Consider the following 24169-nt stretch of genomic DNA (forward strand, 5'->3'; position numbering starts at 1 on the left):
TCAGCCGTAGACGGGTCCGGTGTACTTCTCGCCCGGCCCCTGGCCCGGCTCGTCCGGGACGAGCGAGGCCTCGCGGAACGCCAGCTGCAGCGACTTCAGCCCGTCGCGCAGCGGCGCCGCGTGGAAGGAGCTGATCTCGGTCGCGCTCGCGTCCAGCAGACCCGCGAGGCCCGTGATCAGCTTGCGGGCCTCGTCCAGGTCCTTGTACTTCTCGCCCTCCTCGCTCAGCCCGAGCTTCACGGCGGCGGCGCTCATCAGGTTGACGGCGACCGTCACGATCACCTCGACGGCGGGGACCTCGGCGATGTCCCGGGTCATCGCGTCGAAGTCGGGGGACTCAGGAGGGGTGTCACTCATGCCCCACACGATAGGCCGTCGAACCCGGCGCCCCTCAATTAGCCCTTGTCAAGCGATCCTGCTAACCTGATGGACGACCGGCCGGACATGTCGTGAGCGAAATCAGGACATCCGGCCCACAAGTGGAGGCTCCGATCTCCCACCTGACCGTCCCCCGGGACGGCGGGTCATCCGGTCAGGCGGCCACCATCGTTCCGTACGGACGATGGAGTCGCCCGAAAGCGCGCCCCGCGGTCATCGCGTCGGTGCTCCGGTAGCAATGGGAGCCCCGCCTGTGATCGTCCGGGGCATTTTTTGTGCTTCGGCGCGGTTAGGTCTAACGAAAAGAGATTGCGCGGCTGTCCGCCAGACCGCCGTGTGGTGCTACCGAGGAGGATCCATCAGCGCCGAGCCCCGCATCAACGACCGGATTCGCGTTCCCGAGGTGCGACTTGTCGGTCCCAGTGGCGAGCAGGTGGGCATCGTCCCGCTGGCCAAGGCACTGGAGCTTGCGCAGGAGTACGACCTGGACCTGGTCGAGGTCGCGGCGAACGCCCGTCCGCCCGTGTGCAAGCTCATGGACTACGGGAAGTTCAAGTACGAGTCGGCCATGAAGGCCCGTGAGGCGCGCAAGAACCAGGCGCACACGGTCATCAAGGAGATGAAGCTCCGGCCGAAGATCGACCCGCACGACTATGACACCAAGAAGGGTCACGTCGTCCGGTTCCTCAAGCAGGGCGACAAGGTCAAGATCACGATCATGTTCCGTGGTCGCGAGCAGTCCCGGCCCGAGCTGGGCTACCGACTGCTGCAGCGTCTCGCGGAGGACGTCCAGGACCTCGGTTTCGTGGAGTCGAACCCGAAGCAGGACGGCCGGAACATGATCATGGTTCTCGGTCCGCACAAGAAGAAGACCGAGGCGATGGCCGAGGCCCGCCAGGCGCAGGAGGCCCGCAAGGCGGAAGCGAAGGCCAACCCCGGCCGCTCGCAGAACCCTGCGGAAGCCGAGGCCGAGGCACCGTCCGAGGAGCCTGCCGAGGCGTGATCCCGGGGGACACCGTGTCCCCGAGGATGTAACCGATAGAAGAGCGACGCTCCACCGTGCCCGGTTTCACGACCGGGCACCGGAGCGCCACCGACGAGGAGAGAACGGCGCTATGCCGAAGAACAAGTCGCACAGCGGTGCCAGCAAGCGCTTCAAGGTCACCGGCTCCGGCAAGGTGCTCCGTGAGCGCGCCGGCAAGCGCCACCTGCTCGAGCACAAGTCGTCCCGCGTCACGCGTCGCCTCACCGGCAACGCCGAGATGGCCCCGGGCGACGCCGCGAAGATCAAGAAGCTTCTCGGCAAGTGACGTACCCGGCGCTCTCCATCCGCTGAGCGCCGTACGCCAGGACCGGGACCCAGTCGTTTCCGGGTCGTGTGAGTACCACCACGACCCCGCTACAAGGAGTTAACAAGTGGCACGCGTCAAGCGGGCAGTCAACGCCCACAAGAAGCGCCGGGCGATCCTCGAGCAGGCCTCCGGCTACCGCGGTCAGCGTTCGCGCCTGTACCGCAAGGCCAAGGAGCAGGTCACCCACTCGCTGGTCTACAACTACAACGACCGCAAGAAGCGCAAGGGTGACTTCCGTCAGCTGTGGATCCAGCGCATCAACGCCGCTGCCCGCGCCAACGGCATGACCTACAACCGCTTCATCCAGGGTCTGAAGGCCGCGAACGTCGAGGTCGACCGCAAGATCCTGGCCGAGCTGGCCGTGAACGACGCGAACGCCTTCGCGGCGCTCGTCGAGGTCGCGCAGAAGGCGCTGCCGTCGGACGTCAACGCGCCGAAGGCCGCGTGACGCCGCGCTGGCTCTAGGCCGACGTGACCGTAGGACCCGCAGGCTCTCGTGGCCTGCGGGTCCTGTCGTTCGGGGACACCGTCGTCCGGCCGCGGCTCCGTCGTGGTCGCTCGCGCGGTTCCCCGCGCCCCTCAGGGGGCGCCACGAGTTCGCGAAAGTATGAGGATGCCGTCCGTCTCCCCTGAGCTGATCTCCCCCCGGTCCGCGCGCGTCTCCGCCGCGCGGCGGCTGGCCAAGCGGAACTTCCGGAGCAAGGACCGGCTGTTCCTCGCCGAGGGGCCGCAGGCCGTGCGGGAGGCCGCCGGGCACCGGGGCGCGGACGGCACCCCCACGCTCGTCGAGCTGTTCGCCACCACCGAGGCCGCCGAGCGGTACGCCGACATCATCGGCGAGGCCCGAGGCGCGGGCGCCCGGGTGCACCTCGCCTCCGAGGACGTCATCGCCGACATCTCCACCACCGTCACCCCCCAGGGGCTCGTCGGGGTGTGCCGGTTCCTGGACACGCCGTTCGCGGACATCCTCGCCGCCCGGCCCCGGCTCGTCGCCGTCCTCGCCCATGTGCGCGACCCGGGGAACGCCGGGACCGTGCTGCGGTGCGCCGACGCCGCGGGCGCCGAGGCCGTGATCCTCACCGACGCATCCGTCGACCTGTACAACCCCAAGGCGGTACGGGCCTCCGTCGGCTCGCACTTCCACCTGCCCGTCGCCGTCGGCGTCCCCGTCGAGCGGGCCGTCGAGGGGCTCAGGGACGCCGGTGTGCGCATCCTCGCCGCCGACGGCGCCGGCGACCGCGACCTGGACGAGGAACTGGACCGGGGCACCATGGGCGGGCCGACCGCCTGGGTGTTCGGAAACGAGGCCTGGGGACTGCCGGAGGAGACCCGCGCGCTCGCCGACGCCGTCGTACGCGTCCCGATCCACGGGAAGGCGGAGAGCCTGAACCTCGCCACCGCCGCCGCCGTATGTCTCTACGCGTCGGCCCGGGCGCAGCGCGCCTTTGGAGGGTGCCGCTCCGTCACCGAGAGCTAGTAGGGTGACCAACTCGGGGCCCTGCGCCGTCTGAGAGGTGGGGTACGGGGATGAGTGTGGCCGGCACGAGCACCGCGCCGGAGGGCCGGGACGCGCGGTACGCACCCGCGCTCCGGCACGCCGGGCCCGGCCTCGACCCCGACCAGCTGCCCGACGGCCTCGTCGTCGCCGACGGGCGGGGCCGCGTCGTCTGCTTCAACGCCGCCGCCGCACGCGTCACCGCCGTACCCGCCGCCGACGCCCTCGGCCGGCCCCTGGAGAAGGCGCTGCCCCTGGAGGACCTGGAAGGGCGGCGCTGGTGGCAGCTCACCGATCCCTACGGCGGGCTGGCCATCCGGTCCCGGCAGCCGGAGCGCAACCTGCTGCTGCCCGGTGGCCGGGAGGTGCTGGTCTCCGCCCGGTACGTACGCGACGAGCCCCTCGGCCCCGTGCGCAGCGTCGTCGTCTCCCTGCGGGACACCGAGGCCCGCCGCCGCACCGAACGCAGCCACGCCGAGCTGATCGCCACCGTCGCCCATGAGCTGCGCTCCCCGCTGACGTCCGTGAAGGGCTTCACCGCCACGCTCCTCGCCAAGTGGGAACGCTTCACCGACGACCAGAAGCGGCTGATGCTGGAGACCGTCGACGCCGACGCCGACCGCGTCACCCGCCTGATCGCCGAGCTGCTCGACATCTCCCGGATCGACTCCGGGCGCCTGGAGGTACGCCGCCAGCCCGTCGACATGGGGGCCGCCGTCTCCCGGCACATCCAGGCCTACGTCGCCGCGGGCCAGCGCGCCGACCGCTTCCTGCTCCGCATCGAACAGCCGCTGCCGGCCCTGTGGGCCGACCCCGACAAGATCGACCAGGTGCTCAGCAACCTCATCGAAAATGCCGTGCGGCACGGCGAGGGAACCGTCACCATCGACATCACGCCCTCGGCGTCCCCACGTGAGGGCGAGGACGGCGAGAACGCAGCCACGTCGGTCACCGTGAGCGACGAGGGGCCCGGCATCCCGGAGGAGTCCATGAACCGCGTCTTCACCCGCTTCTGGCGGGGCAGCAAGCGCGGCGGCACGGGCCTCGGGCTGTACATCGTCAAGGGCATCGTCGAGGCCCACGGCGGCGCCATCACGGTCGGCCGCGCCCCCGGCGGCGGCGCCGAGTTCCGATTTACGCTGCCCGTGGGCACCCCGGCGTATCTCTGACGACGCCCGGGCCCGCCCGCGGGCGCATTCGCACACCCCCACCCCGTTAGACTCGGCCTCTGGCACCTTTGTGTCCTGCACGCGGCCAGCGCCGGTCACGGGGACCATCCGCCAGCCAATCGGAAGCACGGGAAGAGATGTCCGCACCCAATAAGTCGTACGACCCTGTCGAGGTCGAGGCGTTGAAACCGGAAGAGATCGAGCGCATGCGGGACGAGGCGCTCGCCGCCTTCGCCGCCGCGGACTCCCTCGAGGCGCTCCACGAGGCCAAGGTCGCCCACACCGGCCCCGCATCCCCGCTGGCGCTCGCCAACCGCGAGATCGGCGCCCTGCCCCCGCACGCCAAGGCCGACGCCGGCAAGCGCGTCGGCATGGCCCGCGGCGCCGTGAACAAGGCGCTCGCCGGCCGCCAGGCCGAGCTGGAGGCCGAGCGGGACGCCCGCGTGCTGGTCGAGGAGGACGTCGACGTCACGCTGCCCCACGACCGCGTACCGGCCGGTGCCCGCCACCCGCTGACCACGCTCTCGGAGCGCATCGAGGACATCTTCGTGGCCATGGGCTACGAGGTCGCCGAGGGCCCGCAGGCCGAGGCCGAGTGGTTCAACTTCGACGCCCTGAACATCGGCCCGGACCACCCGGCCCGCGGCGAGGCGGACACCTTCTTCGTGCAGGGCCCGGAGGGCGGCAGCGAGTCCGGTGTCGTGCTGCGCACCCACACCTCGCCCGTCCAGATCCGCTCGCTGCTCGACCGCGAGCTGCCGGTCTACGTGATCTGCCCCGGCCGCGTCTACCGCACCGACGAGCTGGACGCCACCCACACCCCGGTCTTCCACCAGGTCGAGCTGCTCGCCGTCGACGAGGGCCTGACCATGGCCGACCTCAAGGGCACGCTGGACCACATGGTCCAGACCCTGTTCGGGGAGGGCATGAAGACCCGGCTGCGGCCGAACTTCTTCCCCTTCACCGAGCCGAGCGCCGAGATGGACATGCTCTGCTACGTGTGCAAGGGCGAGTCCGTCGGCGACCCCGACCGTCCTTGCCGCACCTGCTCCAGCGAGGGCTGGATCGAGCTGGGCGGCTGCGGCATGGTCAACCCGCGGGTGCTCACCGCCTGCGGCGTCGACCCGGAGAAGTACAGCGGCTTCGCCTTCGGGTTCGGCATCGAGCGGATGCTGATGTTCCGCCACAACGTCGAAGACATGCGAGACATGGTCGAGGGTGACGTCCGGTTCACCCGGCCGTTCGGGATGGAGATCTGATGCGGGTCCCGCTTTCTTGGCTGCGGGAGTACGTCGACCTGCCGGCGACCGAGACCGGCCGTGACGTCCAGGCCAAGCTCATTTCCGCCGGCCTGGAGGTCGAGACCGTCGAGCAGCTCGGCGCCGACCTCAAGGGCCCGCTGGTCGTCGGCCAGGTGCTGACCATCGAGGAGCTGGAGGGCTTCAAGAAGCCGATCCGCTTCTGCACCGTCGACGTCGGGCAGGCCAACGGCACCGGCGAGCCCCAGGAGATCGTCTGCGGCGCCCGCAACTTCGCGGTCGGCGACAAGGTCGTCGTGGTCCTGCCCGGCGCCACGCTGCCCGGCGGCTTCTCCATCGCCGCCCGCAAGACCTACGGCAAGACGTCCCACGGCATGATCTGCTCCAGCGACGAGCTGGGCATGGGCGACGACGGCACCCACGGCATCATCGTGCTGCCGCCGGAGACCGAGGTCGGCAAGGACGCCGTCGAGCTGCTGGAACTGGTCGACGAGGTCCTGGACATCGCCGTCACCGCCAACCGCGGCGACTGCCTGTCCATCCGCGGCGTCGCCCGCGAGGCCGCCATCGCCTACGGCCTGCCGCTGCGCGACCCGGCCCTGATCGACGTGCCCGCGCCGAACGCCTTCGGCTACCCCGTGAAGGTCTCCGACCCGGCCGGCTGCGACCGCTTCACCGCCCGCACGGTCACCGGCCTGAGCCCCGAGGCGCGCTCCCCGATCTGGCTGCAGCGCCGGCTGCAGAAGGTCGGCATGCGCCCGATCTCGCTCGCCGTCGACGTCACCAACTACGTGATGATGGAGCTGGGCCAGCCCCTGCACGCCTACGACCGGAGACTGGTCCAGGGCACGATCGGCGTGCGCCGGGCGGAGGAGGGCGAGAAGCTCGTCACCCTCGACGGCGTCGAGCGCAAGCTGCACGCCGAGGACCTCGTGATCACCGACGACCGCGGCCCGATCGGCCTCGCCGGCGTCATGGGCGGCGCCAACACCGAGATCGCCGACCACGAGGGCGAGGCCGACGCCACCACCGACGTGGTCATCGAGGCGGCCCACTTCGACGCCGTCTCGATCGCCCGCACGGCCCGCCGCCACAAGCTGCTGTCGGAGGCGTCCCGCCGCTTCGAGCGCGGCGTCGACCCGCAGGCCGCGGCGGCCGCCGCCCAGCGCACCGTGGACCTGCTCGTGCTGCTCGCGGGCGGCACGGCCGAGGCCGGCGTCACCGAGATCCTCGCGCCGTCCGCCCCGCACACGATCACCGTCCCGGCCGACCACCCGGACAAGGTCGCGGGCGTGCACTACGGCCGCGAGACGGTCGTGCGCCGCCTCCAGGAGGTCGGCTGCGACGTCTACGGGCAGGACGAGCTGGTCGTCACCGTCCCGTCGTGGCGGCCCGACCTCGCGGAGGCCAACGACCTCGCGGAGGAGGTCATCCGTCTGGAGGGCTACGAGAACCTGCCCTCCACGCTGCCCAAGCCCCCGTCGGGCCGCGGCCTGACCCACCGCCAGCGGCTGCACCGCCGGGTCGGCCGGGCGCTGGCCGGCGCCGGCTACGTCGAGGCACCGAACTACCCGTTCCTCGGCGAGCAGGTCTTCGACCAGCTCGGCCTGGCGGCGGACGACCCGGCCCGCCGTGTGGTGAAGCTGGTCAACCCGCTCAGCGACGAGGAGCCCGCGCTCCGTACGACGCTGCTGCCCGGCCTGCTGGGCGCGCTGCGCCGCAACGACGGCCGGGGCTCGCACGACCTGGCCCTGTTCGAGACCGGGCTGGTGTTCCACCCCCGCGACGAGCGGCCCGCCGCCGCGCACCTGCCCGTCGACCGGAGGCCCACCGACGAGGAGCTCGCCGGACTGAACGCCGCGCTGCCCGACCAGCCGCGGCACGCGGCCGTCGTCCTCGCGGGCGCGCGCGAGCAGGCCGGCTGGTGGGGCAAGGGCCGTCCGGGCGACTGGGCCGACGCCGTCGAGGCGGGACGCGCCGTCGCGCGTGAGGCCGGGGCCGAACTGATCGTCCGCAAGGGCCAGTACGGTCCGTGGCACCCCGGCCGCTGCGCCGAGCTGGTGGTCGTCGCCGACGGCACCGAGCAGGTCGTGGGCCACGCCGGCGAGCTGCACCCGCGCGTGCTGAAGGCCCTCGGGCTGCCGGAGCGCACCTGCGCGATGGAGCTGAACCTCGACGCCCTGGAGACGGCCGGTGACGGTGTCCCGCAGGCGCCGCGCATCTCCTCCTTCCCGGTCGCCACACAGGACGTCGCCCTGGTCGTCGACAAGCCGGTGCCGGCCGCCGAGGTCGAGGCCGCGCTGCGCGAGGGTGCCGGTGAACTCCTCGAGTCCATCCGGCTGTTCGACGTCTACGAGAATGCCGAGCAGCTCGGCGACGGGAGGAAGTCGCTGGCGTACGCGCTGCGGTTCCGGGCGGGCGACCGCACGCTGACCGTGGACGAGGCGTCCGCGGCCCGGGACGCGGCGGTCGCCCTCGCGGGCGAGCGGACGGGCGCGGTGCTGCGCGGCTGACCGCCACAGGCGCTGCCGGGCGCGGCCGGCCACGGAATGCCCGTGGCCGGCCGCGCCCTTTCACGCACAGGACCCTGCTTCGGCTGCATAAATGCAGGCCGGCCAGTGCGTTCTCACTCGTTCGGGTGGGAATCCGAGGTGATCCATCCCTTCGGGGGCCTGCCTGTCGACAGAATCGGACCGGCCTTTCGGGGTCGGTCCGTCTGCTGTGTCAGGCCCATATGGGGGTCCATCGGCATGATCCGTATCAAGGCACGGGCGCCCACCGCGCGAGGAGTGGTACTGCCCACGGTCTGGGGAGCCGTGGCGGTCGGCTACAAGATCGGCTGCCCGCTCGCCCAGCAGGAGGGGCTCGGCGCGCGCATCGTCAGCAGCGCCGTGTTCTTCGTGGTCGGCACCGGGCTGATACTGCACGTGCGCCGCGCCCTGGTGCGCGAGCTCCGGCAGGCCCGCAGGGTCGCCGGCGCCGCCCAGAGCGTTCTGCTGCGGCCCCCGCCGCCCCGGCTCGACGGACTGAACCTGGCGGCGGCCCAGCTGTCCGCCGACCGCGGCGCGAGCGTCGGCGGGGACCTGTACGAGGCCGTCGCCACCGAGCACGGTGTCCGCGTGGTGATGGGCGACGTGCGGGGCCACGGCCTGGCCGCGCTCGGCACCGCCGCCGCCGTCCTCGGCAGCTTCCGCGAGGCCGCCCACGACGAGCCCCGGCTCACGGGAGTTCTGCGGCGGCTGGAGCGGACCCACGCCCGCCACCTGCGCGAGCGCTGCCGCGCGGGCCATCCGTCGAGCGGACGCGACCCGGGGCCGCCGGTGGCGGAGCAGTTCGTCACCGTACTGCTCCTGGAGATCACCCGGGACGGGGAGGTGCGCGCGCTCAACTGCGGCCATCCCTGGCCCTACCTGCTCAGCGGCACCCGTGTGGAGCCCCTCGCCCACGCCGATCCGCTGCCGCCCCTGGGCGTCCTCGCGCTCCCCGCCGAACTGGAGGCCGGCGTGTGCGGCCGTCTGCTCCCGGGGGAGTGCCTCGTCCTCTTCACGGACGGCGTGGAGGACGCCAGGGACGCCCGCGGCCGGTTCTTCTCCCTGCCGGCCGCGCTGCGCCGGGCCGTGCTCGACGAGCCGGTGTCGGCCCAGAAGGTGCTGCGCACGGTCTTCGCGGCCCTCCTGCGGCACACCGCCGGCCGGCCGGCCGACGACGTGGCGGTCCTGGTCCTGCGCAACGCGCGGGCGAGGCCCCGCACCTGCGCCGCCGCCCGGGCGCGGCCGGCCACGGAGGACCAGCAGCCGTCGGCGCACCCTTGACCACCATGCGTGGCCTCCAAGGCCGGGCCGCCGCTTTTCGAGGGGGAGCCGGCGGCCCGGCCGGCCTCTTGCGAGGGATTTCAGTCAACCGGCCCGCCACTCTCCGCGACAGTGCGCGCACCCGCCGGATGCGCGCACTTGGTTCACACCCCGTGTGAACCGGCCGGCACTACGCTGAGCCCACCAGGCGACTCGGGGGGCATCCCATGCAGCCCAACACTCTGCTCGACGCGATCCTGGACGAGGCGGGGATCTCACACGCGGGGCTCGCCGCCCACGTGAACCAGGCGGGCCGAAGGCGCGGTCTCGCGCTTCGCTACGAACACACCGCCGTGGCGAGGTGGTTGAAGGGCCAGCGGCCCCGCGGCCAGGTGCCGGACCTGATCTGCGAGGTGCTGGCCGGGCGGCTGCACCGGCCGGTGACCCTGGACGACATCGGCCTCGGGGTGCCCGGCGAGCCGAGCGCGCCGCACGCGGGGTCGCTGGGCGGGTTCGTGGAGCGTGCCACCGCGCTGTGGCGGTCCGACGAACAGCAGCGGCCGCATGTGCTCGGGGCCCCGGCCGTCACCGGCACCCCCGCCGTCATGCCGGTGTGGGAGTGGGAGAACCCGCCCGAGGACGTCGACGTCTCGCGCGGTGGCCGGCACCAGGTGACCTGTGCCGACATCGAGATGCTGCGCGCCGCCCGAGCGCACTACGAGCAGCTGTACCGCAAGGCCGGCGGCATAGCGACCCGGACGCGCATCGTCGGCTTCCTCAACGCCGAGGCCGCGCCGCTGCTGCGCGGCAGCTACACCGACGCCACCGGCCGCCAACTGCACCGGGCCACCGGCGGGCTGGTCGCGATCGCGGGCATCTGCGCCTACGACTCCGACGCCCACGGCCTCGCCCAGCGCTACTTCCACCAGGCGCTCAGGCTCGCGAAGGCCAGCGGGGACCGGGGGCTCGGCGCCTACGTGATAGCCCTGCTGGTCAACCAGTCGCTGTTCATGCGGGAGTACCGCCAGGCCGTCGCCTTCGCCGAGGCCGCGCTGCGCGCCGCCGGCCGGCACATCACCCCCGCCCTCGCCTCCGACCTGTACGCGATGCAGGCCAAGGCGTACGCCCACCTCGGCGACTCGAGCAGCGCCCTGGCCTGCATCCGGCGCGCCGAGACGGCCGCCGACCGCATCATGCGCGGACACGAGCCCGACGAGACCGGTTACGTCCAGCCCGGCCTGGTCAACGTGCAGGTGGCCGAGGCGCTGCTCAGTCTCGGCGAGCTGGCCGCCGCCCGGGAGCACGCGGCCGCGGCGGTGGACAACCCGGCGCACGACCGCGGGCGGGTGCACCGGCTCGCCATGCTCAGCACCATCGAACTGCGCCAGGGCGACGCCGACCGGGCCGTGGCCAGCGCGGTGCAGATGGCCGAACAGGCGCGCGGGATGGAGTCCCAGCGGCTGCGCGACCGGCTGCGCGCGGTGCGCGAGTACCTGGTGCGCTGCGGCTCCGCCGGGACCGCCGAGGCCGCCGAACTCATCGACGGGGCGCTGCGCGTGCCGTTGTAGGCCCCCTGTGGGTACACAGTCCCTGCTGCGATATTGCCACTTACTCGGCGGAAGGTGGCAGAACCGTGCAGTGGACGAAGCAGAACGAACAAACTGTCTATGAAAACCGCTGGTTCAGCGTCAATCTCGCGGATGTCGAGCTGCCGGACGGACGGCACCTCGACCACTTCCTGATCCGGCTGCGGCCGGTCGCCGTCGCCACGGTGGTCAACGAGGCCAACGAGGTCCTGCTCCTGTGGCGCCACCGCTTCATCACCGACAGCTGGGGCTGGGAACTGGCCGCCGGCGTCGTGGAGGACGGCGAGGACATCGCGAGCGCGGCCGCCAGGGAACTGGAGGAGGAGACCGGCTGGCGCCCGGGGCGCCTGCACCACCTCATGAGCGTGGAGCCGTCCAACGGCCTCACCGACGCCCGGCACCACATCTACTGGTCCGACCGGGGCGAGTACACCGGACACCCCGTGGACGACTTCGAGTCGGACCGCCGCGAGTGGGTCCCCCTCAAACTCGTCCCCGACCTGATCGCCCGCGGGGAGGTCCCGGCCGCCAACATGGCGGCCGCGTTACTCCTGCTGCACCACCTCAGGCTCGCGGAGGGCTGAAGGCCTCAGTGGGCGGCGAGCGCCTGCCAGACCGCCACGACCAGGGCGCCCAGTGCCGTGAGCGCGGCGAGCGACGGCAGCGGCCAGCGGGCGTGCTCCAGTGAACTCATGCGGCTGTTCAGCTCGTCCAGTTCCTTCGCGGTCTCCTCGGTGCGGTGACTGAGCAGGGCCAGCCCTCCCTCGACGCGGGCGTAGGCCACGTCGAGGCGGCGCCGTAACTCTGCGAGTTCTCCGTGGACCACGGGATGCTCCTGATCGGCGGTCACGGGTCGACTCCTTCCGGTGGTCGGCAGGGATGGTTCCGCATCCCTTGCATGCGCATGAGGAGTCAACCCGCCTGGTGGGCGCGTGGGGAGCGTGTGTGCCGGGCATATGCGGGCCCGGCGCGCACACGGTGTGTGAAAGGGACGGGCCCGGCACCGGAAACCGGTGCCGGGCCCACGGGCGTAGCGGACGGTAGTCAGCCGTAGGTGTAGAAGCCCGAGCCGGTCTTCCGGCCGAGCCGGCCCGCCTCGACCATGCGCTGCAGCAGCGGGGGAGCGGCGTACAGCGGCTCCTTGTACTCGGCGTACATCGAGTTCGCGATGGAGACGATGGTGTCCAGGCCGATCAGGTCGGACAGCTTCAGCGGGCCCATCGGGTGGGCGCAGCCCATCTCCATGCCGTTGTCGATGTCCTCGCGGCTCGCGATACCCGACTCGAACATCCGGATCGCGGACAGCAGGTAGGGCACGAGCAGCGCGTTGACGACGAACCCGGAGCGGTCCTGGGCGCGGATGGCGTGCTTGCCGAGGGCCTTCTCGGCGAAGACCTGGGCGCGGCTGAGGGTGCCCTCGGACGTGGTGAGCGCCGGGATCAGCTCGACCAGCGCCTGCACCGGGGCCGGGTTGAAGAAGTGGATGCCCACCACGTGGTCGGGTCGGGAGGTGGCGACGGCCAGCTTCACCAGCGGGATGGAGGAGGTGTTGGACGCCAGGATCGCGTCCGCGCGCGTCACCACCTGGTCCAGCACCTGGAAGATCTCCGTCTTGACCTGCTCGTTCTCCACGACCGCCTCGATCACGAGGTCGCGGTCGGCGAACTCGCCGAGGTCGGTGGTGAAGCTCAGGCGCGCCTGCGTGGCGTCCCGCTCCTCCTCCGTGATCTTGCCGCGCTCGGCGGCCTTGGCCAGGGAGCCGAACAGCCGGGTACGGCCGATCTCCAGGGCCTCACCGGTGGTCTCGGCGACCTTCACGTCCAGTCCCGCGCGGGCGCACACCTCGGCGATGCCCGCGCCCATCTGGCCGCAGCCCACGACTCCGACGCGCTCGATGTCGGTCACATCGTTCCCTTCGCTGGTGTTCTCCGGGTCCGGCAGGACCTCCGGGTTCGGCGCCTGCTCCGAACGTGCACGTTACCGGCAGATATCGATGATCGATCGCGCGGGTGGGGGCATCCTGGGGCCCACGACGATCCGCGACGGAGCGGATCCGGACTGTGAGGTGGCCGGATGGCGCGCATGTCACGGCGGGTCTTCACGCTGTCGGCCCTGTCGGTACTCGCCGCCACGGGCGGGGGCGCGGCGGCCTGCGGCGCGGCGGCACCGCGGAGCGGGACGGCGGCACGCGCCGCGGCGGGGCGGCCCGCGCCGGAGGCCGGCCGTGCGTCGCGGGCGCCCGCGGAGATGCGGGGGGTGTGGCTCGCGACCGTCACCAACCGCGACTGGCCCTCGCGGCCCGGCCTGACCGCGGCCGCCCAGCGCGGGGAACTGACGGCCCACCTCGACAAGGCGGTGCGCGACCGGCTGAACACGGTGATCCTCCAGGTGCGGCCCACCGCGGACGCCCTGTGGCCCTCGCCGTACGAGCCCTGGTCGGAGTGCCTCACCGGTCGCCAGGGCCGGAATCCGGGCTGGGACCCGCTCGGCACCGCGGTGCGCGAGGCCCACGCCCGGGGCCTGGAACTGCACGCCTGGTTCAACCCCTACCGGATCGCCCTGCACGCCGACCCCACCCGGCTCACCGCCTCCCACCCCGCCCGCAGGCACCCCGACTGGGTCGTGCCCTACGACGGGCGGCTCCACTACAACCCCGGCCTGCCGGAGGTCCGGGCCTTCGTCCAGCGGGCGATGCTCGACGCCGTCGCCAGGTACCCGGTCGACGCCGTCCACTTCGACGACTACTTCTACCCCTACCCGGTAGCCGGCCAGACCTTCGACGACGCGGACGCCTACGACCGCCACGGCGGCGCGTTCGGCAGCAGGGCCGCCTGGCGGCGGGACAACATCGACCGGCTGGTGCGGGAGATGGCCGCCGGCATCGAGCGGGTCCGGCCCGGCACCCGGTTCGGGATCAGCCCCTTCGGGGTGTGGCGCAACGCCGCGACCGACCCCCGCGGCTCCGACACGCAGGCGGGCGTCCAGACGTACGACGACCTGCACGCGGACACCCGCAAGTGGGTCCGGGAGAACTGGATCGACTACGTGGTCCCGCAGCTGTACTGGCACATCGGCTACGCCGACGCCGACTACGCGGAGCTGGCCGCCTGGTGGGCCGAGACCGCCCGCGGCACGCGGACACACCTGTACCTCGGCGAGGCCCTGTACAAGGCGGGCGCCGCCGAGGAGCCGTCGGCCTGGCAGGACCCGGTCGAGCTGTCCCGGCATCTGACCCTCGCCGCCGCTCATCCGCAGGTGCGCGGGCATGTGTTCTTCGCCGGCAAGGAGGTGGCGGCGGACCCCATCGGGGCGATGGCGCGCGTGGTCGCCGATCACTACGAGCGATCGGCGAAGCCACCGCGTTGAGCCACCGCCTCGTCCGCAGCTACTGCGGCTTGCGCTCCTCCTGGTGACGGACCTCGCAGTCCGGGCCGGGGGACATCACGGCCTCACGTCCGTCCTGAAAGCGGACCCGGTACGGCGGATTGCCGTCCGTGCCCATCACCTCGACGACTTCCGTGACCTGGTCGTGTTGGCCGACCACCCTGCCGTGCTGGACAAGGCGGTCGCCCTTGGATGCGTGCATCTACAGGCCCTCCTCAACGTTCACGACCGCTGGGTGACGGCGATGCACACGAGCACCGCGACCGCGGTCAGGGGAGCGGCCGCCGTGAAGTGCTCGCCCAGCAGCAGCGCCGACCACACCAGTGTGAGCAGCGGCTGGGCCAACTGCAACTGGCTGGCCCGGGGCACCCCGATGGCCGCCATCCCCCGGTACCAGACGACCAGGCCGAGGAACTGCGAGCCCAGCGCCACCCACAGCACACCGGCGACGCCGTGCGCGGTGAGGTGCACCGGCTCGTACGCCAGCGCGACGGCGGCGGCCGGCACGGTGAGCGGCAGGCACAGCACCAGCGCCCAGCCGATGACCTGCCACCCCGGCATCACCCGGGCCAGCCGGCCGCCCTCGCAGTACCCGGCCGCGCAGACCAGCAGGGCCGCGAACAGGTAGCCGTCGGCGGCCGTGAGCGCGCCGCCGCTCTGGCCGATCGTGAAGGCGAGCACGGCCGCCGCGCCCGCCACGGCCGCCTGCCAGAACCGGCGGGAGGGCCGGCTGCCGTGGCGCAGGGCCGAGAACACGGCGGTGGTCAGCGGCAGCAGCCCCACCACGACGGCGGCGTGCGCGGTGGTGGAGGTCTGCAGGGCGAGCGTCGTCAGCATCGGGAAGCCCAGCACCACGCCGAGGGCGACGACGGCCAGCCCCGGCAGGTGCTGCCGCCCGGGCAGTCGTACCCCCTCCCGCGCCCGGCCGCCCGCACGCGGGCGCGCCCCCGCCGCCAGCAGGCAACCGCCCGCGACGAGCGCGGCGAGGACGCTGCGCACCGCCACCAGGGTCCACGGGCCGAAGCCCTCCAGACCCCAGGCCGTGGCCGGGAAGGTCAGCGAGAAGGAGGCGACACCGAGCGCCGCCAGTCCGGTGCCCAGGGCACGGTGCTCCCGGGGTGCGGTGACCGCTATCGGGGTCGCGTCAATAGCGCTACTGTGTGCTCTCATGCAGGAGCGTAGCAGTGTGAGTGAACTGGCAGAACAGCTCCGGCGGGAGGTGAACCGCTACTCCCCGGATGAGAAGCTGCCGTCGAGCCGGGCGCTGGTGGAGCGGTACCGGGTGAGTCCGGTGACCGTCTCCCGGGCCATCGCCCAGCTGGCCGCCGAGGGCCTGGTGGTCACCCGGCCCGGGGCCGGCGCCTTCCGGGCCCGGCCGCGAGCGGCGCAGGCCCCGGCCGGGGACACCTCCTGGCAGGAGATCGCGCTGAGCGCCGACGGCGCGAGTGACCTCGTGCCGCGCACCGTGGACGCCTTCGGCGTCCTGGCCTCGCTGGCCGCGCCGCCGCCCGGAGTGCTGGAGTTCAACGGCGGCTATCTGCATCCCGCCCTGCAGCCGGAGCGGGCGATGGCGGCGGCCCTGGCCCGGGCCGGGCGGCGGCCGGGCGCCTGGGGGAGGCCACCGCTGGAGGGACTGCCTGAGCTGCGGGAGTGGTTCGCGCGCTCGATCGGCGGGACCGTCACGGCGGCGGACGTGCTGATCGCGGCGGGCGGCCAGGCCGCGCTGGCCACCGCTCTGCGCGCGCTCGCCCCGCCCGGCGCCCCGGTCCTCGTCGAGTCGCCGACCTACCCGGGCATGCTGGCCCTCGCCCGCGCGGCCGGCCTGCGCCCAGTGCCGGTGCCCGTGGACTCCGACGGGGTGCGTCCCGGCCTGCTCGCCGATGCCTTCCGGGCCAGCGGCGCCCGGGTGTTCGTCTGCCAGCCGCTCTTCCAGAACCCCACCGGCGCCGTCCTGGCCCCCAGGCGGCGCGCCGAGGTGCTGCGCATCGCCCGCGAGGCCGGCGCGTTCGTCGTCGAGGACGACTTCGTCCGGCGCCTGGTGCACGCCGACGCGAGCCCGCTGCCCCGCCCGCTGGCCGCCGAGGACCCGGACGGTGTGGTCGTCCACGTCGGCTCGCTGACCAAGGCGGCCTCGCCCAGCTTCCGGGTGTGCGCGCTGGCCGCGCGCGGCCCGGTGCTGCAACGCCTGCGCGCCATCCAGGTCGTGGACAGCTTCTTCGTCCCCCGGCCGCTGCAGGAGGCCGCCCTGGAGCTCGTCGGCTCGCCGGCCTGGGCACGTCATCTGCGGGTCCTGGCGGCCGAATTGAAGGCCCGCCGTGACGCCATGACGAGTGCGCTCGCCCGGTACCTGCCCGAACTGGCCCTCCCGCACGTCCCGTCCGGCGGATACCACCTGTGGCTGCGCCTGCCCGACGGCGCCGACGAGTCCGCCTTCGCCGCCGCCTGCCTGCGCACCGGCGTCGCCCTCGCCCCCGGCCGCCCCTACTTCAGCGCCGAACCCCCGGCCGGCCACGTCCGGCTGAGCTTCGCGGCGGTCGCCGGCACGGACGAGATCACGGACGGCGTACGGCGGCTGCGCGCGGCCTGGGACGAGGCGCGGTAGGAGCACCGCCCGGCGGAAACCCGGTCGACGGCCCTCCCGCCGGCTTGCGAGGATCGGCGCATGACCGACGCGCCCGGCCTTCCCGACGGCTACGAGTTCTCCGCCGACCCCGCCCGAGTGGACGCCGACCGCGTCCACGGCTGGCTGTCGACCGACGCCTACTGGGCGATCGGCCGGCCCCGTGAGACACACGACGCGGCGATGGCGGCCTCCCTGAACTTCGGGGTCTACGAGCGGGCCTCGGGAGAGCAGGTGGCGTACGCGCGCGTGGTGACCGACACGGCGACGTTCGCCTGGCTCGCCGACGTGTACGTCGACCCCTCGGTGCGCGGCAAGGGCGTCGGCACGGCGTTCGTCGGCCGCATCCGCGACCACCTCCGGCCGTTCGGCCTGCGCCGGATCCTGCTGGCCACCCAGGACGCGCAGGGCGTCTACGAGAAGGCCGGCTTCCGGCCGCTGGACCGGCCGGAGCAGTGGATGGTCCACCTTCCCGTGGAGCAAGCATCGGCATACCCGCGGTAACTCCCCGGTAACAGGTCTTGACCCGCGTACTCACTCGGCTCACCATCACGGCATGCCACTGAGGGTGACGTTCGTCGCCGCCGCGCGCAGCACCCCCCTGCTCGCGGAGCGCTTCGATGACGACCGGCCGCTGGACCTGGCCGGCTGGGAAGAGGTGCAGCGCGCCGCCGGGGACCTGCTGCCACTGGCGGCGGCCGAGCTGCGCTACTGCTCGCCCACCCCGCGCAGCCGGGCCACCGGCGACGCCCTGGGGTACGCCCCGCTGGTGCAGCCGGCCCTGCGGGACTGCGACATGGGCCGCTGGCGCGGGCTGACGCTGGGCGAGGCGATGGCCCGTGAGCCGGACGCGGTCGACGCCTGGCTCGCCGACCCGCGGGCCACACCGCACGGCGGTGAGTCGCTGCTGGCCTTCATCTCCCGGGTCGGCGGCTGGCTCGACACCCGGCCGGTGGACGACGGCGGCGGGATCGTGGCCGTCGCCGAGCCCTCGGTGATCCGCGCGGCCCTGGTCTACGCCCTGAAGGCGCCGCCCTCGACCTACTGGAACATCGACGTGCGCCCGCTGTGCACGACCACCGTGGCCGGCCGTTCGGGCCGCTGGAACCTCTGCCTGAGCGGCGTCCGCCCTCAGCCCTCGCGTGCGTAGTCGGTGGTGAGCAGGAGGTCCTTCGCCGGGCCGCCGACCCGCCACCGCGAGCGCCAGTGGGCGGGGTCCCGGACGGTGAACTCGCCCCGGTAGAGATCGGCCGCGCAGGGATGGACGACGGCGCAGTGCCCCGAGGTCAGGTCCAGCTCGTGGAAGGGCCGGCCGTCCGCGAACCGTACGTCCGCCGTGCCCGGCGCGCTCCCCGGCAGGAACCGCAGCGTGCGGGTCGCGGGCCGGGCCACGCCCTGCCACGTGAACGTCCCCGACTCCACGTGCAGCAGGCCCCCGCCGTCGAGCGGGCTGAAGACCGTGGCTCCCTCGAAGTGCCCGCCGGCGCCGCCCGCCAGGTCCCGCACGCTCCGCCGCACCCGCCAACGCCCGGCCAGATGGGCCAGCACGTCCGCCACGGGCCAGAACCCGTCCATCGTCCTCCTCGCCCCGGTGCGCACGCCCCGCCGGCGTGCCCGTCCCCTACTTCCTACACCTTCCCGGCGAGCGGGCCGGCGCCCTACTGCCTGTGACCAGCATCACCGTCGTCACGGCCCCCGCGGACGCGCGAACGACCATGCTGGGAGCCATGCTTGCGCGACAGATCGCCACCTTCGCCGTGGTAGGTGCCGTGAACACGGCCGTGTACTTCGGCCTCTACCTGTTCTTGCTGCACTGGCTGCCCTACCTCGGCGCGCACCTCCTGGCCTTCGCGCTCAGCATGATCGGGTCCTTCTTCCTCAACGCGCGCTTCACCTACCGGACGAGACCCACGTGGCGGAAGTTCCTGCTGTTCCCGCTGACGAACGCCACCAACTTCCTCGTCACGACCGTGGGCGTGTACGTGATCGTCGACGTCCTCCACGCGTCCAGCCGCTTCGCCCCGCTGCTCGCCTCCGCGGCGGCGATCCCCGTGACGTTCGTCGTCTCGCGGCGCATCATGCTGCCCGCCGGGCCCGCCGGGCCCGCCGGGCCCGTCACCGGCGACCGGCCCCGCATTCCGGCATGACGGCCGCCTGCCGTCCGCCGCGAGCGATTGCATAAACGTGCATCGATACGTATAGTCATGCCATCCAGAGGAGGGTGGACATGGCGGTACGTGTGGCGGTGGCCGGAGCGAGCGGATACGCGGGCGGAGAGGCCCTGCGGCTGCTCCTGGCGCACCCCGAGGTCGAGATCGGCGCCCTGACCGGCAACACGAACGCCGGTCAGCGGCTCGGCGCGCTCCAGCCGCACCTGCTGCCGCTGGCCGGCCGTGTACTGGCCGAGACCACCGCGGAGAACCTGGCCGGGCACGACGTCGTCTTCCTGGCGCTGCCGCACGGGCAGTCCGCCGCCGTGGCCGAGCAGCTCGGCCCGGACGTCCTCGTGATCGACATGGGCGCCGACTTCCGGCTCGCGGACGCGGCCGACTGGGAGCGCTTCTACGGCTCCCCGCACGCCGGCACCTGGCCCTACGGCCTCCCCGAACTTCCGGGTGCCCGCGCCGCGCTGGAGGGGTCCAAGCGCGTCGCGGTGCCCGGTTGCTACCCCACCGCCGTCTCCCTCGCCCTCTTCCCGGCCCACGCGGCCCGGCTCGTCGAGCCCGAGGCGGTGATCGTCGCCGCGTCCGGCACCTCCGGCGCGGGCAAGGCGCCCAAGCCGCACCTGCTCGGCAGCGAGGTCATGGGCTCCATGACGCCGTACGGCGTCGGGGGCGGCCACCGGCACACCCCCGAGATGGTCCAGAACCTCAGCAGGGTGGCCGGGGAGCGGGTCTCCGTCTCCTTCACACCGACCCTCGCGCCGATGCCGCGCGGCATCCTGGCCACGTGCAACGCCAGGGCCGTCGCCGGGGTCACGGCGGAGTCCGTCCGCGCCGCCTACGAGAAGGCCTACGCCGACGAGCCCTTCGTCCACCTGCTCCCCGAGGGCCGGTGGCCGGCCACGGCGTCCGTGTACGGCTCCAACGCCGTGCAGGTGCAGGTCGCGTACGACGCCGCCGCGGGCCGCGTCATCGCGATCAGCGCCATCGACAACCTGACCAAGGGCACCGCCGGCGGTGCCGTACAGAGCATGAACATCGCCCTGGGTCTCCCGGAGACCACGGGACTTTCCACGATCGGAGTCGCACCGTGAGCGTCACGGCAGCCAAGGGATTCACGGCGGCGGGCATCGCCGCCGGGATCAAGGAGAACGGCAACCCCGACCTGGCCCTGGTGGTCAACGAGGGGCCCCGCCGTGCCGCCGCGGGCGTCTTCACCTCCAACCGCGTGAAGGCCGCGCCGGTGCTGTGGTCCGAGCAGGTCCTCAGGAGCGGCCAGGTGTCGGCGGTCGTCCTGAACTCCGGCGGCGCCAACGCCTGCACCGGTCCCCAGGGCTTCCAGGACACCCACGCCACCGCCGAGAAGGCGGCCGAGGTGCTCGGCCGGGGCGCCATCGAGATCGCCGTCTGCTCCACCGGCCTGATCGGTGTCCTGCTGCCGATGGACAAGCTCCTCAAGGGCGTGGAGACGGCGGCCGGTGCCCTCAGCGAACACGGCGGCGAGAAGGCCGCCATCGCCATCAAGACCACCGACACCGTCCACAAGACGTCCGTGGCGGTCCAGGACGGCTGGACCGTCGGCGGCATGGCCAAGGGCGCCGGCATGCTCGCGCCGGGCCTCGCCACCATGCTGGTCGTCCTCACCACCGACGCCGACGTGGACAGCGGCGTGCTGGACAAGGCGCTGCGCGCGGCGACGCGTACCACCTTCGACCGGGTCGACTCCGACGGCTGCATGTCGACCAACGACACCGTGCTGCTGCTCGCCTCCGGCTCCTCCGGCGTCACGCCCGGGTACGAGGAGTTCGCCGAGGCCGTGCGCGAGGTCTGCGACGACCTCGGCCGCCAGCTCATCGGCGACGCCGAGGGCGCCAGCAAGGACATCAAGGTCGAGGTGGTGGGCGCCGCGACGGAGGACGACGCCGTCGAGGTCGGCCGCTCCATCGCCCGCAACAACCTCCTCAAGTGCGCGATCCACGGCGAGGACCCCAACTGGGGCCGCGTCCTGTCCGCCATCGGCACCACCCGGGCCGCGTTCGAGCCCGACCGGCTCAACGTCGCCATCAACGGCGTCTGGGTGTGCCGGAACGGCTCGGTCGGCGAGGACCGGGAACTGGTCGACATGCGCTACCGCGAGGTGCACATCGTCGCCGACCTCGCCGCGGGCGACGAGACCGCGACCATCTGGACCAACGACCTCACCGCCGACTACGTCCACGAGAACAGCGCCTACTCCTCATGACCACGACGCGCAAACACACGGCACTGCCCAAGGCCCAGATCCTCATCGAGGCGCTGCCCTGGCTGACCCGGCACCACGGCAAGACCGTCGTCATCAAGTTCGGCGGCAACGCCATGGTGGACGAGGAACTCAAGGCCGCCTTCGCCCAGGACGTCGTCTTCCTGCGGCACGCCGGCCTCAGGCCGGTCGTCGTGCACGGCGGCGGTCCGCAGATCAGCGCGGCCCTGGACCGGCACGGCATCGTCAGCGAGTTCAAGGCGGGCCTCAGGGTCACCACCGAGGACGCCATGGACGTCGTACGGATGGTGCTGGCCGGGCAGGTGCAGCGCGAGCTGGTCGGCCTGCTCAACCAGCACGGGCCGCTCGCCGTCGGCCTGACCGGCGAGGACGCCCACACCATCACCGCCACCAGGCACCAGCCCGAGATCGACGGCGAACGCGTCGACATCGGGCGGGTCGGCGAGATCACCGCCATCGACACCGGCGCCATCGAGGCACTGCTCGCCGACGGCCGCATCCCGGTCGTGTCCTCGATCGCCCGGTCCCAGGACGACGGACATGTCTACAACGTCAATGCTGATACGGCGGCTGCGGCACTCGCTGCGGCACTGGGCGCCGAGACCCTCATGGTCCTCACCGACGTCGAGGGGCTCTACGAGGACTGGCCGAACTCCGACGAGGTGATCAGCCGGCTCACCGCCGCCCAGCTGGAGAAGCTGCTGCCGGAGCTGTCCGCCGGCATGGTCCCGAAGATGGAGGGCTGCCTGCACGCGGTGCGGGGCGGCGTGCGCACCGCCCGCGTCATCGACGGCCGGGTGCAGCACTCGATCCTGCTGGAGATCTTCACCGACGAGGGCATCGGCACGATGGTCGTGCCCGACGAGACCGAGGGGGAGCAGTCATGACGGGCAACCAGGAGCTGACCGCGCGGTGGCAGGGCGCGCTCATGAACAACTACGGCACCCCGCGGCTGCCCCTCGTGCGCGGTGCGGGCGCCAGGCTGTGGGACGCCGACGGCAAGGAGTACCTCGACTTCGTCGGCGGCATCGCGGTCAACGCGCTCGGCCACGCCCACCCGGCCGTGGTGGAGGCCGTGAGCCGGCAGATCGGCTCCCTCGGCCATGTCTCCAACCTGTTCGTCGCCGAGCCGCCGGTCGCCCTCGCCGAGCGCCTGCTGCAGCTCTTCGGCCGGGACGGCAGGGTCTACTTCTGCAACTCCGGAGCCGAGGCCAACGAGGGCGCCTTCAAGATCGGCCGGCTCACCGGGCGGACGCACATGGTCGCGACCCAGGGCGGGTTCCACGGCCGGACGATGGGCGCCCTCGCGCTCACCGGCCAGCCCGGCAAGCAGCAGCCCTTCCTGCCGCTGCCCGGCGACGTCACGCACGTCCCGTACGGCGACGCGCAGGCGCTGGCCGCCGCGGTGACGGAGGAGACGGCCCTCGTCGTCATCGAACCGATCCAGGGTGAGAACGGGGTCGTCGTGCCCCCGGCCGGCTATCTCAAGGCGGCCCGCGCGATCACCGCCGCCACGGGCGCCCTGCTGGTGCTGGACGAGGTGCAGACCGGCATCGGCCGCACCGGCAACTGGTTCGAGTACCAGGCCCACGAGGGAGTCCTGCCGGACGTCGTCACGCTGGCCAAGGGCCTCGGCGGCGGACTGCCGCTCGGCGCCACCGTCGCCTTCGGCCGCGCCGCCGACCTGCTCCGGCCCGGCCAGCACGGCACGACCTTCGGCGGCAACCCGGTCGCCTGCGCCGCCGGTCTCGCCGTGCTGGACACCATTGCCGGCGAGGGCCTGCTGGAGAACGTCAAGCGGCAGGGCGAGAAGCTGCGCGAGGGGATCGAGGCGCTGGGCCACCCGCTGGTCGACCACGTCCGGGGCTCCGGACTGCTCCTGGGTATCGTGCTCACCGGGCCGCGCGCGCCGCAGGTGCAGCAGGCGGCCCAGGAGGCCGGGTTCCTGGTGAACGCGCCCGCCCCCGACGTCGTACGGCTCATGCCGCCGCTCAACCTCCGCGACGACGAGGCGGGTGCCCTGCTCCAGGCGCTGCCCGGCATCCTCGACGCAGCCGACGGGGACGGACGATCCGGGGAATGAGACGACGATGAGCCAGGCGCAGGACCACGAGCAGGCGGCGGGCGCCGGACCCGCCGTGCCGCAGACCCGCACCGCACGGCACCGCCGGATCGTGGACATCCTCAACCGGCAGCCGGTGCGGTCCCAGAGCCAGCTCGCGAAGCTGCTCTCCGACGACGGGCTGAGCGTCACCCAGGCGACGCTCTCCCGGGACCTCGACGAGCTGAACGCGGTGAAGATCCGCAACAACGACGGCGACCTGATCTACGCGGTGCCGAGCGAGGGTGGCTTCCGCACCCCGCGCGCCCCGCTCGGGGAGTCGGCGAAGGAGGAGCGGATGCGGCGGCTCTCCCAGGAGCTGCTGATCTCCGCCGAGGCCTCGGCCAACCTGGTCGTGCTGCGCACCCCGCCCGGGGCCGCCCAGTTCCTCGCCTCGGCCATCGACCAGGCCGAGCTGCACGACATCCTCGGCACCATCGCCGGGGACGACACCCTGCTGCTGATCAGCCGGGAACCGGCCGGCGGCCAGGCCCTGGCGGACCACCTGCTGCGGCTGGCGCAGAACGGTCACTGACCGCGTGCGGCACCGGGTCCGCGGGCGCAGAATGGGCGTGTGGTCAACCGCGGCGAGCGCGCGGGCGGGTGGGCAAT

General features: G+C 72.8%; 26 protein-coding genes. 20 read left to right on the forward strand and 6 right to left on the reverse strand.

Annotated elements, in window-relative coordinates:
• The gene (locus tag IE177_RS14110) at nucleotides 1–357 is read right to left on the reverse strand and encodes a DUF1844 domain-containing protein (protein WP_190015665.1); all 357 of its coding nucleotides are present in this window, start codon (nucleotides 355–357) and stop codon (nucleotides 1–3) included.
• 355 nt (nucleotides 358–712) lie between these two features.
• Here IE177_RS14110 and infC point away from each other — a divergent pair, with 355 nt between their 5' ends.
• The 10 genes from infC to IE177_RS14160 all read left to right on the forward strand — a co-directional run bounded on the left by infC (nucleotide 713) and on the right by IE177_RS14160 (nucleotide 11614).
• Nucleotides 713–1381, forward strand: coding sequence for a translation initiation factor IF-3 (gene infC / locus IE177_RS14115; RefSeq protein WP_190015666.1), 669 nt, complete (start codon nucleotides 713–715; stop codon nucleotides 1379–1381).
• Nucleotides 1382–1493: 112 nt separating this feature from the next.
• Nucleotides 1494–1688, forward strand: a complete 195-nt coding sequence (rpmI, locus tag IE177_RS14120) for a 50S ribosomal protein L35 (protein WP_004933563.1) — start codon at nucleotides 1494–1496, stop codon at nucleotides 1686–1688.
• 106 nt (nucleotides 1689–1794) lie between these two features.
• Nucleotides 1795–2178 (forward strand): 50S ribosomal protein L20, encoded by a 384-nt coding sequence (rplT, locus tag IE177_RS14125; RefSeq protein ID WP_030381833.1) that lies wholly within the window; start codon nucleotides 1795–1797, stop codon nucleotides 2176–2178.
• A 165-nt stretch (nucleotides 2179–2343) separates the two neighbouring features.
• On the forward strand, nucleotides 2344–3207 hold the full coding sequence (locus IE177_RS14130) for a TrmH family RNA methyltransferase (RefSeq protein WP_190015667.1): 864 nt from the start codon (nucleotides 2344–2346) through the stop codon (nucleotides 3205–3207).
• Between the two features lie 50 nt (nucleotides 3208–3257).
• Nucleotides 3258–4394: a sensor histidine kinase gene (locus IE177_RS14135; protein ID WP_190015668.1), complete on the forward strand. Its 1137-nt coding sequence runs from the start codon at nucleotides 3258–3260 to the stop codon at nucleotides 4392–4394.
• 137 nt (nucleotides 4395–4531) lie between these two features.
• The gene (pheS, locus tag IE177_RS14140; protein WP_190015669.1) at nucleotides 4532–5653 is read left to right on the forward strand and encodes a phenylalanine--tRNA ligase subunit alpha; all 1122 of its coding nucleotides are present in this window, start codon (nucleotides 4532–4534) and stop codon (nucleotides 5651–5653) included.
• The gene (gene pheT / locus IE177_RS14145) at nucleotides 5653–8166 is read left to right on the forward strand and encodes a phenylalanine--tRNA ligase subunit beta (RefSeq protein WP_190015670.1); all 2514 of its coding nucleotides are present in this window, start codon (nucleotides 5653–5655) and stop codon (nucleotides 8164–8166) included. The genes pheS and pheT overlap by 1 nt, the downstream gene beginning before the upstream one ends.
• Nucleotides 8167–8403: 237 nt before the next feature.
• On the forward strand, nucleotides 8404–9465 hold the full coding sequence (locus tag IE177_RS14150) for a PP2C family protein-serine/threonine phosphatase (protein WP_190015671.1): 1062 nt from the start codon (nucleotides 8404–8406) through the stop codon (nucleotides 9463–9465).
• Nucleotides 9466–9671: 206 nt separating this feature from the next.
• Nucleotides 9672–11012 carry an NsdA family TPR-like regulatory protein gene (locus tag IE177_RS14155; RefSeq protein WP_190015672.1) on the forward strand — a complete coding sequence of 447 codons (1341 nt, stop codon included), beginning with the start codon at nucleotides 9672–9674 and terminating at the stop codon, nucleotides 11010–11012.
• Between the two features lie 65 nt (nucleotides 11013–11077).
• Entirely contained in the window at nucleotides 11078–11614 is a 537-nt protein-coding gene (locus IE177_RS14160; RefSeq protein ID WP_190015673.1) for an NUDIX hydrolase, read from the forward strand.
• A gap of 5 nt (nucleotides 11615–11619) precedes the next feature.
• Here IE177_RS14160 and IE177_RS14165 read toward each other — a convergent pair whose 3' ends face one another.
• The gene (locus IE177_RS14165) at nucleotides 11620–11880 is read right to left on the reverse strand and encodes a hypothetical protein (protein ID WP_190015674.1); all 261 of its coding nucleotides are present in this window, start codon (nucleotides 11878–11880) and stop codon (nucleotides 11620–11622) included.
• A 194-nt stretch (nucleotides 11881–12074) separates the two neighbouring features.
• Complete coding sequence (locus IE177_RS14170; protein ID WP_190015675.1) at nucleotides 12075–12935, reverse strand: 3-hydroxybutyryl-CoA dehydrogenase; 861 nt, start codon at nucleotides 12933–12935, stop codon at nucleotides 12075–12077.
• A 168-nt stretch (nucleotides 12936–13103) separates the two neighbouring features.
• On the opposite strand from IE177_RS14170, the gene IE177_RS14175 reads away from it, so the two are divergent.
• Entirely contained in the window at nucleotides 13104–14396 is a 1293-nt protein-coding gene (locus IE177_RS14175) for a glycoside hydrolase family 10-like protein (protein WP_444545618.1), read from the forward strand.
• A gap of 19 nt (nucleotides 14397–14415) precedes the next feature.
• On the opposite strand, the gene IE177_RS14180 is transcribed toward IE177_RS14175, so the two are convergent.
• Nucleotides 14416–14616 carry a DUF1918 domain-containing protein gene (locus IE177_RS14180; protein ID WP_190015676.1) on the reverse strand — a complete coding sequence of 67 codons (201 nt, stop codon included), beginning with the start codon at nucleotides 14614–14616 and terminating at the stop codon, nucleotides 14416–14418.
• Between the two features lie 20 nt (nucleotides 14617–14636).
• Nucleotides 14637–15584, reverse strand: coding sequence for a DMT family transporter (locus IE177_RS14185; protein WP_190015677.1), 948 nt, complete (start codon nucleotides 15582–15584; stop codon nucleotides 14637–14639).
• On the opposite strand from IE177_RS14185, the gene IE177_RS14190 reads away from it, so the two are divergent.
• Genes IE177_RS14190 through IE177_RS14200 form a run of 3 tightly spaced genes read left to right on the forward strand, consistent with a single transcriptional unit; the run spans nucleotide 15583 to nucleotide 18184 of the window.
• Nucleotides 15583–17016, forward strand: coding sequence for an aminotransferase-like domain-containing protein (locus tag IE177_RS14190; protein WP_190015678.1), 1434 nt, complete (start codon nucleotides 15583–15585; stop codon nucleotides 17014–17016). The genes IE177_RS14185 and IE177_RS14190 overlap by 2 nt on opposite strands.
• A gap of 60 nt (nucleotides 17017–17076) precedes the next feature.
• Nucleotides 17077–17538, forward strand: a complete 462-nt coding sequence (locus IE177_RS14195) for a GNAT family N-acetyltransferase (protein ID WP_190015679.1) — start codon at nucleotides 17077–17079, stop codon at nucleotides 17536–17538.
• 52 nt (nucleotides 17539–17590) lie between these two features.
• The gene (locus IE177_RS14200; protein ID WP_190015680.1) at nucleotides 17591–18184 is read left to right on the forward strand and encodes a histidine phosphatase family protein; all 594 of its coding nucleotides are present in this window, start codon (nucleotides 17591–17593) and stop codon (nucleotides 18182–18184) included.
• Here IE177_RS14200 and IE177_RS14205 read toward each other — a convergent pair.
• Nucleotides 18166–18609, reverse strand: coding sequence for a DUF6314 family protein (locus tag IE177_RS14205; RefSeq protein WP_190015681.1), 444 nt, complete (start codon nucleotides 18607–18609; stop codon nucleotides 18166–18168). The two genes, IE177_RS14200 and IE177_RS14205, sit on opposite strands and share 19 nt — an antisense overlap.
• 152 nt (nucleotides 18610–18761) lie before the next feature.
• On the opposite strand from IE177_RS14205, the gene IE177_RS14210 reads away from it, so the two are divergent.
• The 6 genes from IE177_RS14210 (at nucleotide 18762) to IE177_RS14235 (ending at nucleotide 24092) form a co-directional block, all read left to right on the forward strand.
• Nucleotides 18762–19181, forward strand: coding sequence for a GtrA family protein (locus IE177_RS14210; RefSeq protein WP_190015682.1), 420 nt, complete (start codon nucleotides 18762–18764; stop codon nucleotides 19179–19181).
• Nucleotides 19182–19261: 80 nt separating this feature from the next.
• Nucleotides 19262–20290 (forward strand): N-acetyl-gamma-glutamyl-phosphate reductase, encoded by a 1029-nt coding sequence (gene argC, locus IE177_RS14215; RefSeq protein WP_190015683.1) that lies wholly within the window; start codon nucleotides 19262–19264, stop codon nucleotides 20288–20290.
• Entirely contained in the window at nucleotides 20287–21438 is a 1152-nt protein-coding gene (gene argJ / locus IE177_RS14220; RefSeq protein WP_190015684.1) for a bifunctional glutamate N-acetyltransferase/amino-acid acetyltransferase ArgJ, read from the forward strand. Before argC ends, argJ begins: the two co-directional genes overlap by 4 nt.
• A complete protein-coding gene (gene argB, locus IE177_RS14225; protein WP_190015685.1) occupies nucleotides 21435–22343 on the forward strand; it encodes an acetylglutamate kinase in 909 nt (302 codons plus the stop codon). The genes argJ and argB overlap by 4 nt, the downstream gene beginning before the upstream one ends.
• Nucleotides 22340–23539 carry an acetylornithine transaminase gene (locus IE177_RS14230; protein WP_190015686.1) on the forward strand — a complete coding sequence of 400 codons (1200 nt, stop codon included), beginning with the start codon at nucleotides 22340–22342 and terminating at the stop codon, nucleotides 23537–23539. Before argB ends, IE177_RS14230 begins: the two co-directional genes overlap by 4 nt.
• Nucleotides 23540–23546: 7 nt before the next feature.
• Nucleotides 23547–24092 (forward strand): arginine repressor, encoded by a 546-nt coding sequence (locus tag IE177_RS14235; RefSeq protein ID WP_190015687.1) that lies wholly within the window; start codon nucleotides 23547–23549, stop codon nucleotides 24090–24092.
• The last annotated feature ends 77 nt before the right edge of the window (nucleotides 24093–24169 follow it).

The organism is Streptomyces lucensis JCM 4490 (assembly GCF_014650035.1).
Classification (GTDB): Bacteria; Actinomycetota; Actinomycetes; order Streptomycetales; family Streptomycetaceae; genus Streptomyces; species Streptomyces lucensis.

What these genes read in the sequence shown, in the direction of transcription:
- argC (WP_190015683.1), top strand. Translation starts at nt 19,262, where the DNA reads ATGGCGGTACGTGTGGCGGTGGCCGGAGCGAGCGGATACGCGGGCGGA.
- IE177_RS14130 (WP_190015667.1), top strand. Translation starts at nt 2,344, where the DNA reads ATGCCGTCCGTCTCCCCTGAGCTGATCTCCCCCCGGTCCGCGCGCGTC.
- pheS (WP_190015669.1), top strand. Translation starts at nt 4,532, where the DNA reads ATGTCCGCACCCAATAAGTCGTACGACCCTGTCGAGGTCGAGGCGTTG.
- IE177_RS14185 (WP_190015677.1), bottom strand. Translation starts at nt 15,584, where the DNA reads ATGAGAGCACACAGTAGCGCTATTGACGCGACCCCGATAGCGGTCACC.
- IE177_RS14155 (WP_190015672.1), top strand. Translation starts at nt 9,672, where the DNA reads ATGCAGCCCAACACTCTGCTCGACGCGATCCTGGACGAGGCGGGGATC.
- IE177_RS14150 (WP_190015671.1), top strand. Translation starts at nt 8,404, where the DNA reads ATGATCCGTATCAAGGCACGGGCGCCCACCGCGCGAGGAGTGGTACTG.
- rpmI (WP_004933563.1), top strand. Translation starts at nt 1,494, where the DNA reads ATGCCGAAGAACAAGTCGCACAGCGGTGCCAGCAAGCGCTTCAAGGTC.
- IE177_RS14135 (WP_190015668.1), top strand. Translation starts at nt 3,258, where the DNA reads ATGAGTGTGGCCGGCACGAGCACCGCGCCGGAGGGCCGGGACGCGCGG.
- argB (WP_190015685.1), top strand. Translation starts at nt 21,435, where the DNA reads ATGACCACGACGCGCAAACACACGGCACTGCCCAAGGCCCAGATCCTC.
- IE177_RS14190 (WP_190015678.1), top strand. Translation starts at nt 15,583, where the DNA reads ATGCAGGAGCGTAGCAGTGTGAGTGAACTGGCAGAACAGCTCCGGCGG.
- IE177_RS14230 (WP_190015686.1), top strand. Translation starts at nt 22,340, where the DNA reads ATGACGGGCAACCAGGAGCTGACCGCGCGGTGGCAGGGCGCGCTCATG.
- IE177_RS14200 (WP_190015680.1), top strand. Translation starts at nt 17,591, where the DNA reads ATGCCACTGAGGGTGACGTTCGTCGCCGCCGCGCGCAGCACCCCCCTG.
- IE177_RS14110 (WP_190015665.1), bottom strand. Translation starts at nt 357, where the DNA reads ATGAGTGACACCCCTCCTGAGTCCCCCGACTTCGACGCGATGACCCGG.
- IE177_RS14195 (WP_190015679.1), top strand. Translation starts at nt 17,077, where the DNA reads ATGACCGACGCGCCCGGCCTTCCCGACGGCTACGAGTTCTCCGCCGAC.
- IE177_RS14205 (WP_190015681.1), bottom strand. Translation starts at nt 18,609, where the DNA reads ATGGACGGGTTCTGGCCCGTGGCGGACGTGCTGGCCCATCTGGCCGGG.
- IE177_RS14180 (WP_190015676.1), bottom strand. Translation starts at nt 14,616, where the DNA reads ATGCACGCATCCAAGGGCGACCGCCTTGTCCAGCACGGCAGGGTGGTC.
- IE177_RS14210 (WP_190015682.1), top strand. Translation starts at nt 18,762, where the DNA reads ATGCTTGCGCGACAGATCGCCACCTTCGCCGTGGTAGGTGCCGTGAAC.
- pheT (WP_190015670.1), top strand. Translation starts at nt 5,653, where the DNA reads ATGCGGGTCCCGCTTTCTTGGCTGCGGGAGTACGTCGACCTGCCGGCG.
- IE177_RS14175 (WP_444545618.1), top strand. Translation starts at nt 13,104, where the DNA reads ATGGCGCGCATGTCACGGCGGGTCTTCACGCTGTCGGCCCTGTCGGTA.
- IE177_RS14235 (WP_190015687.1), top strand. Translation starts at nt 23,547, where the DNA reads ATGAGCCAGGCGCAGGACCACGAGCAGGCGGCGGGCGCCGGACCCGCC.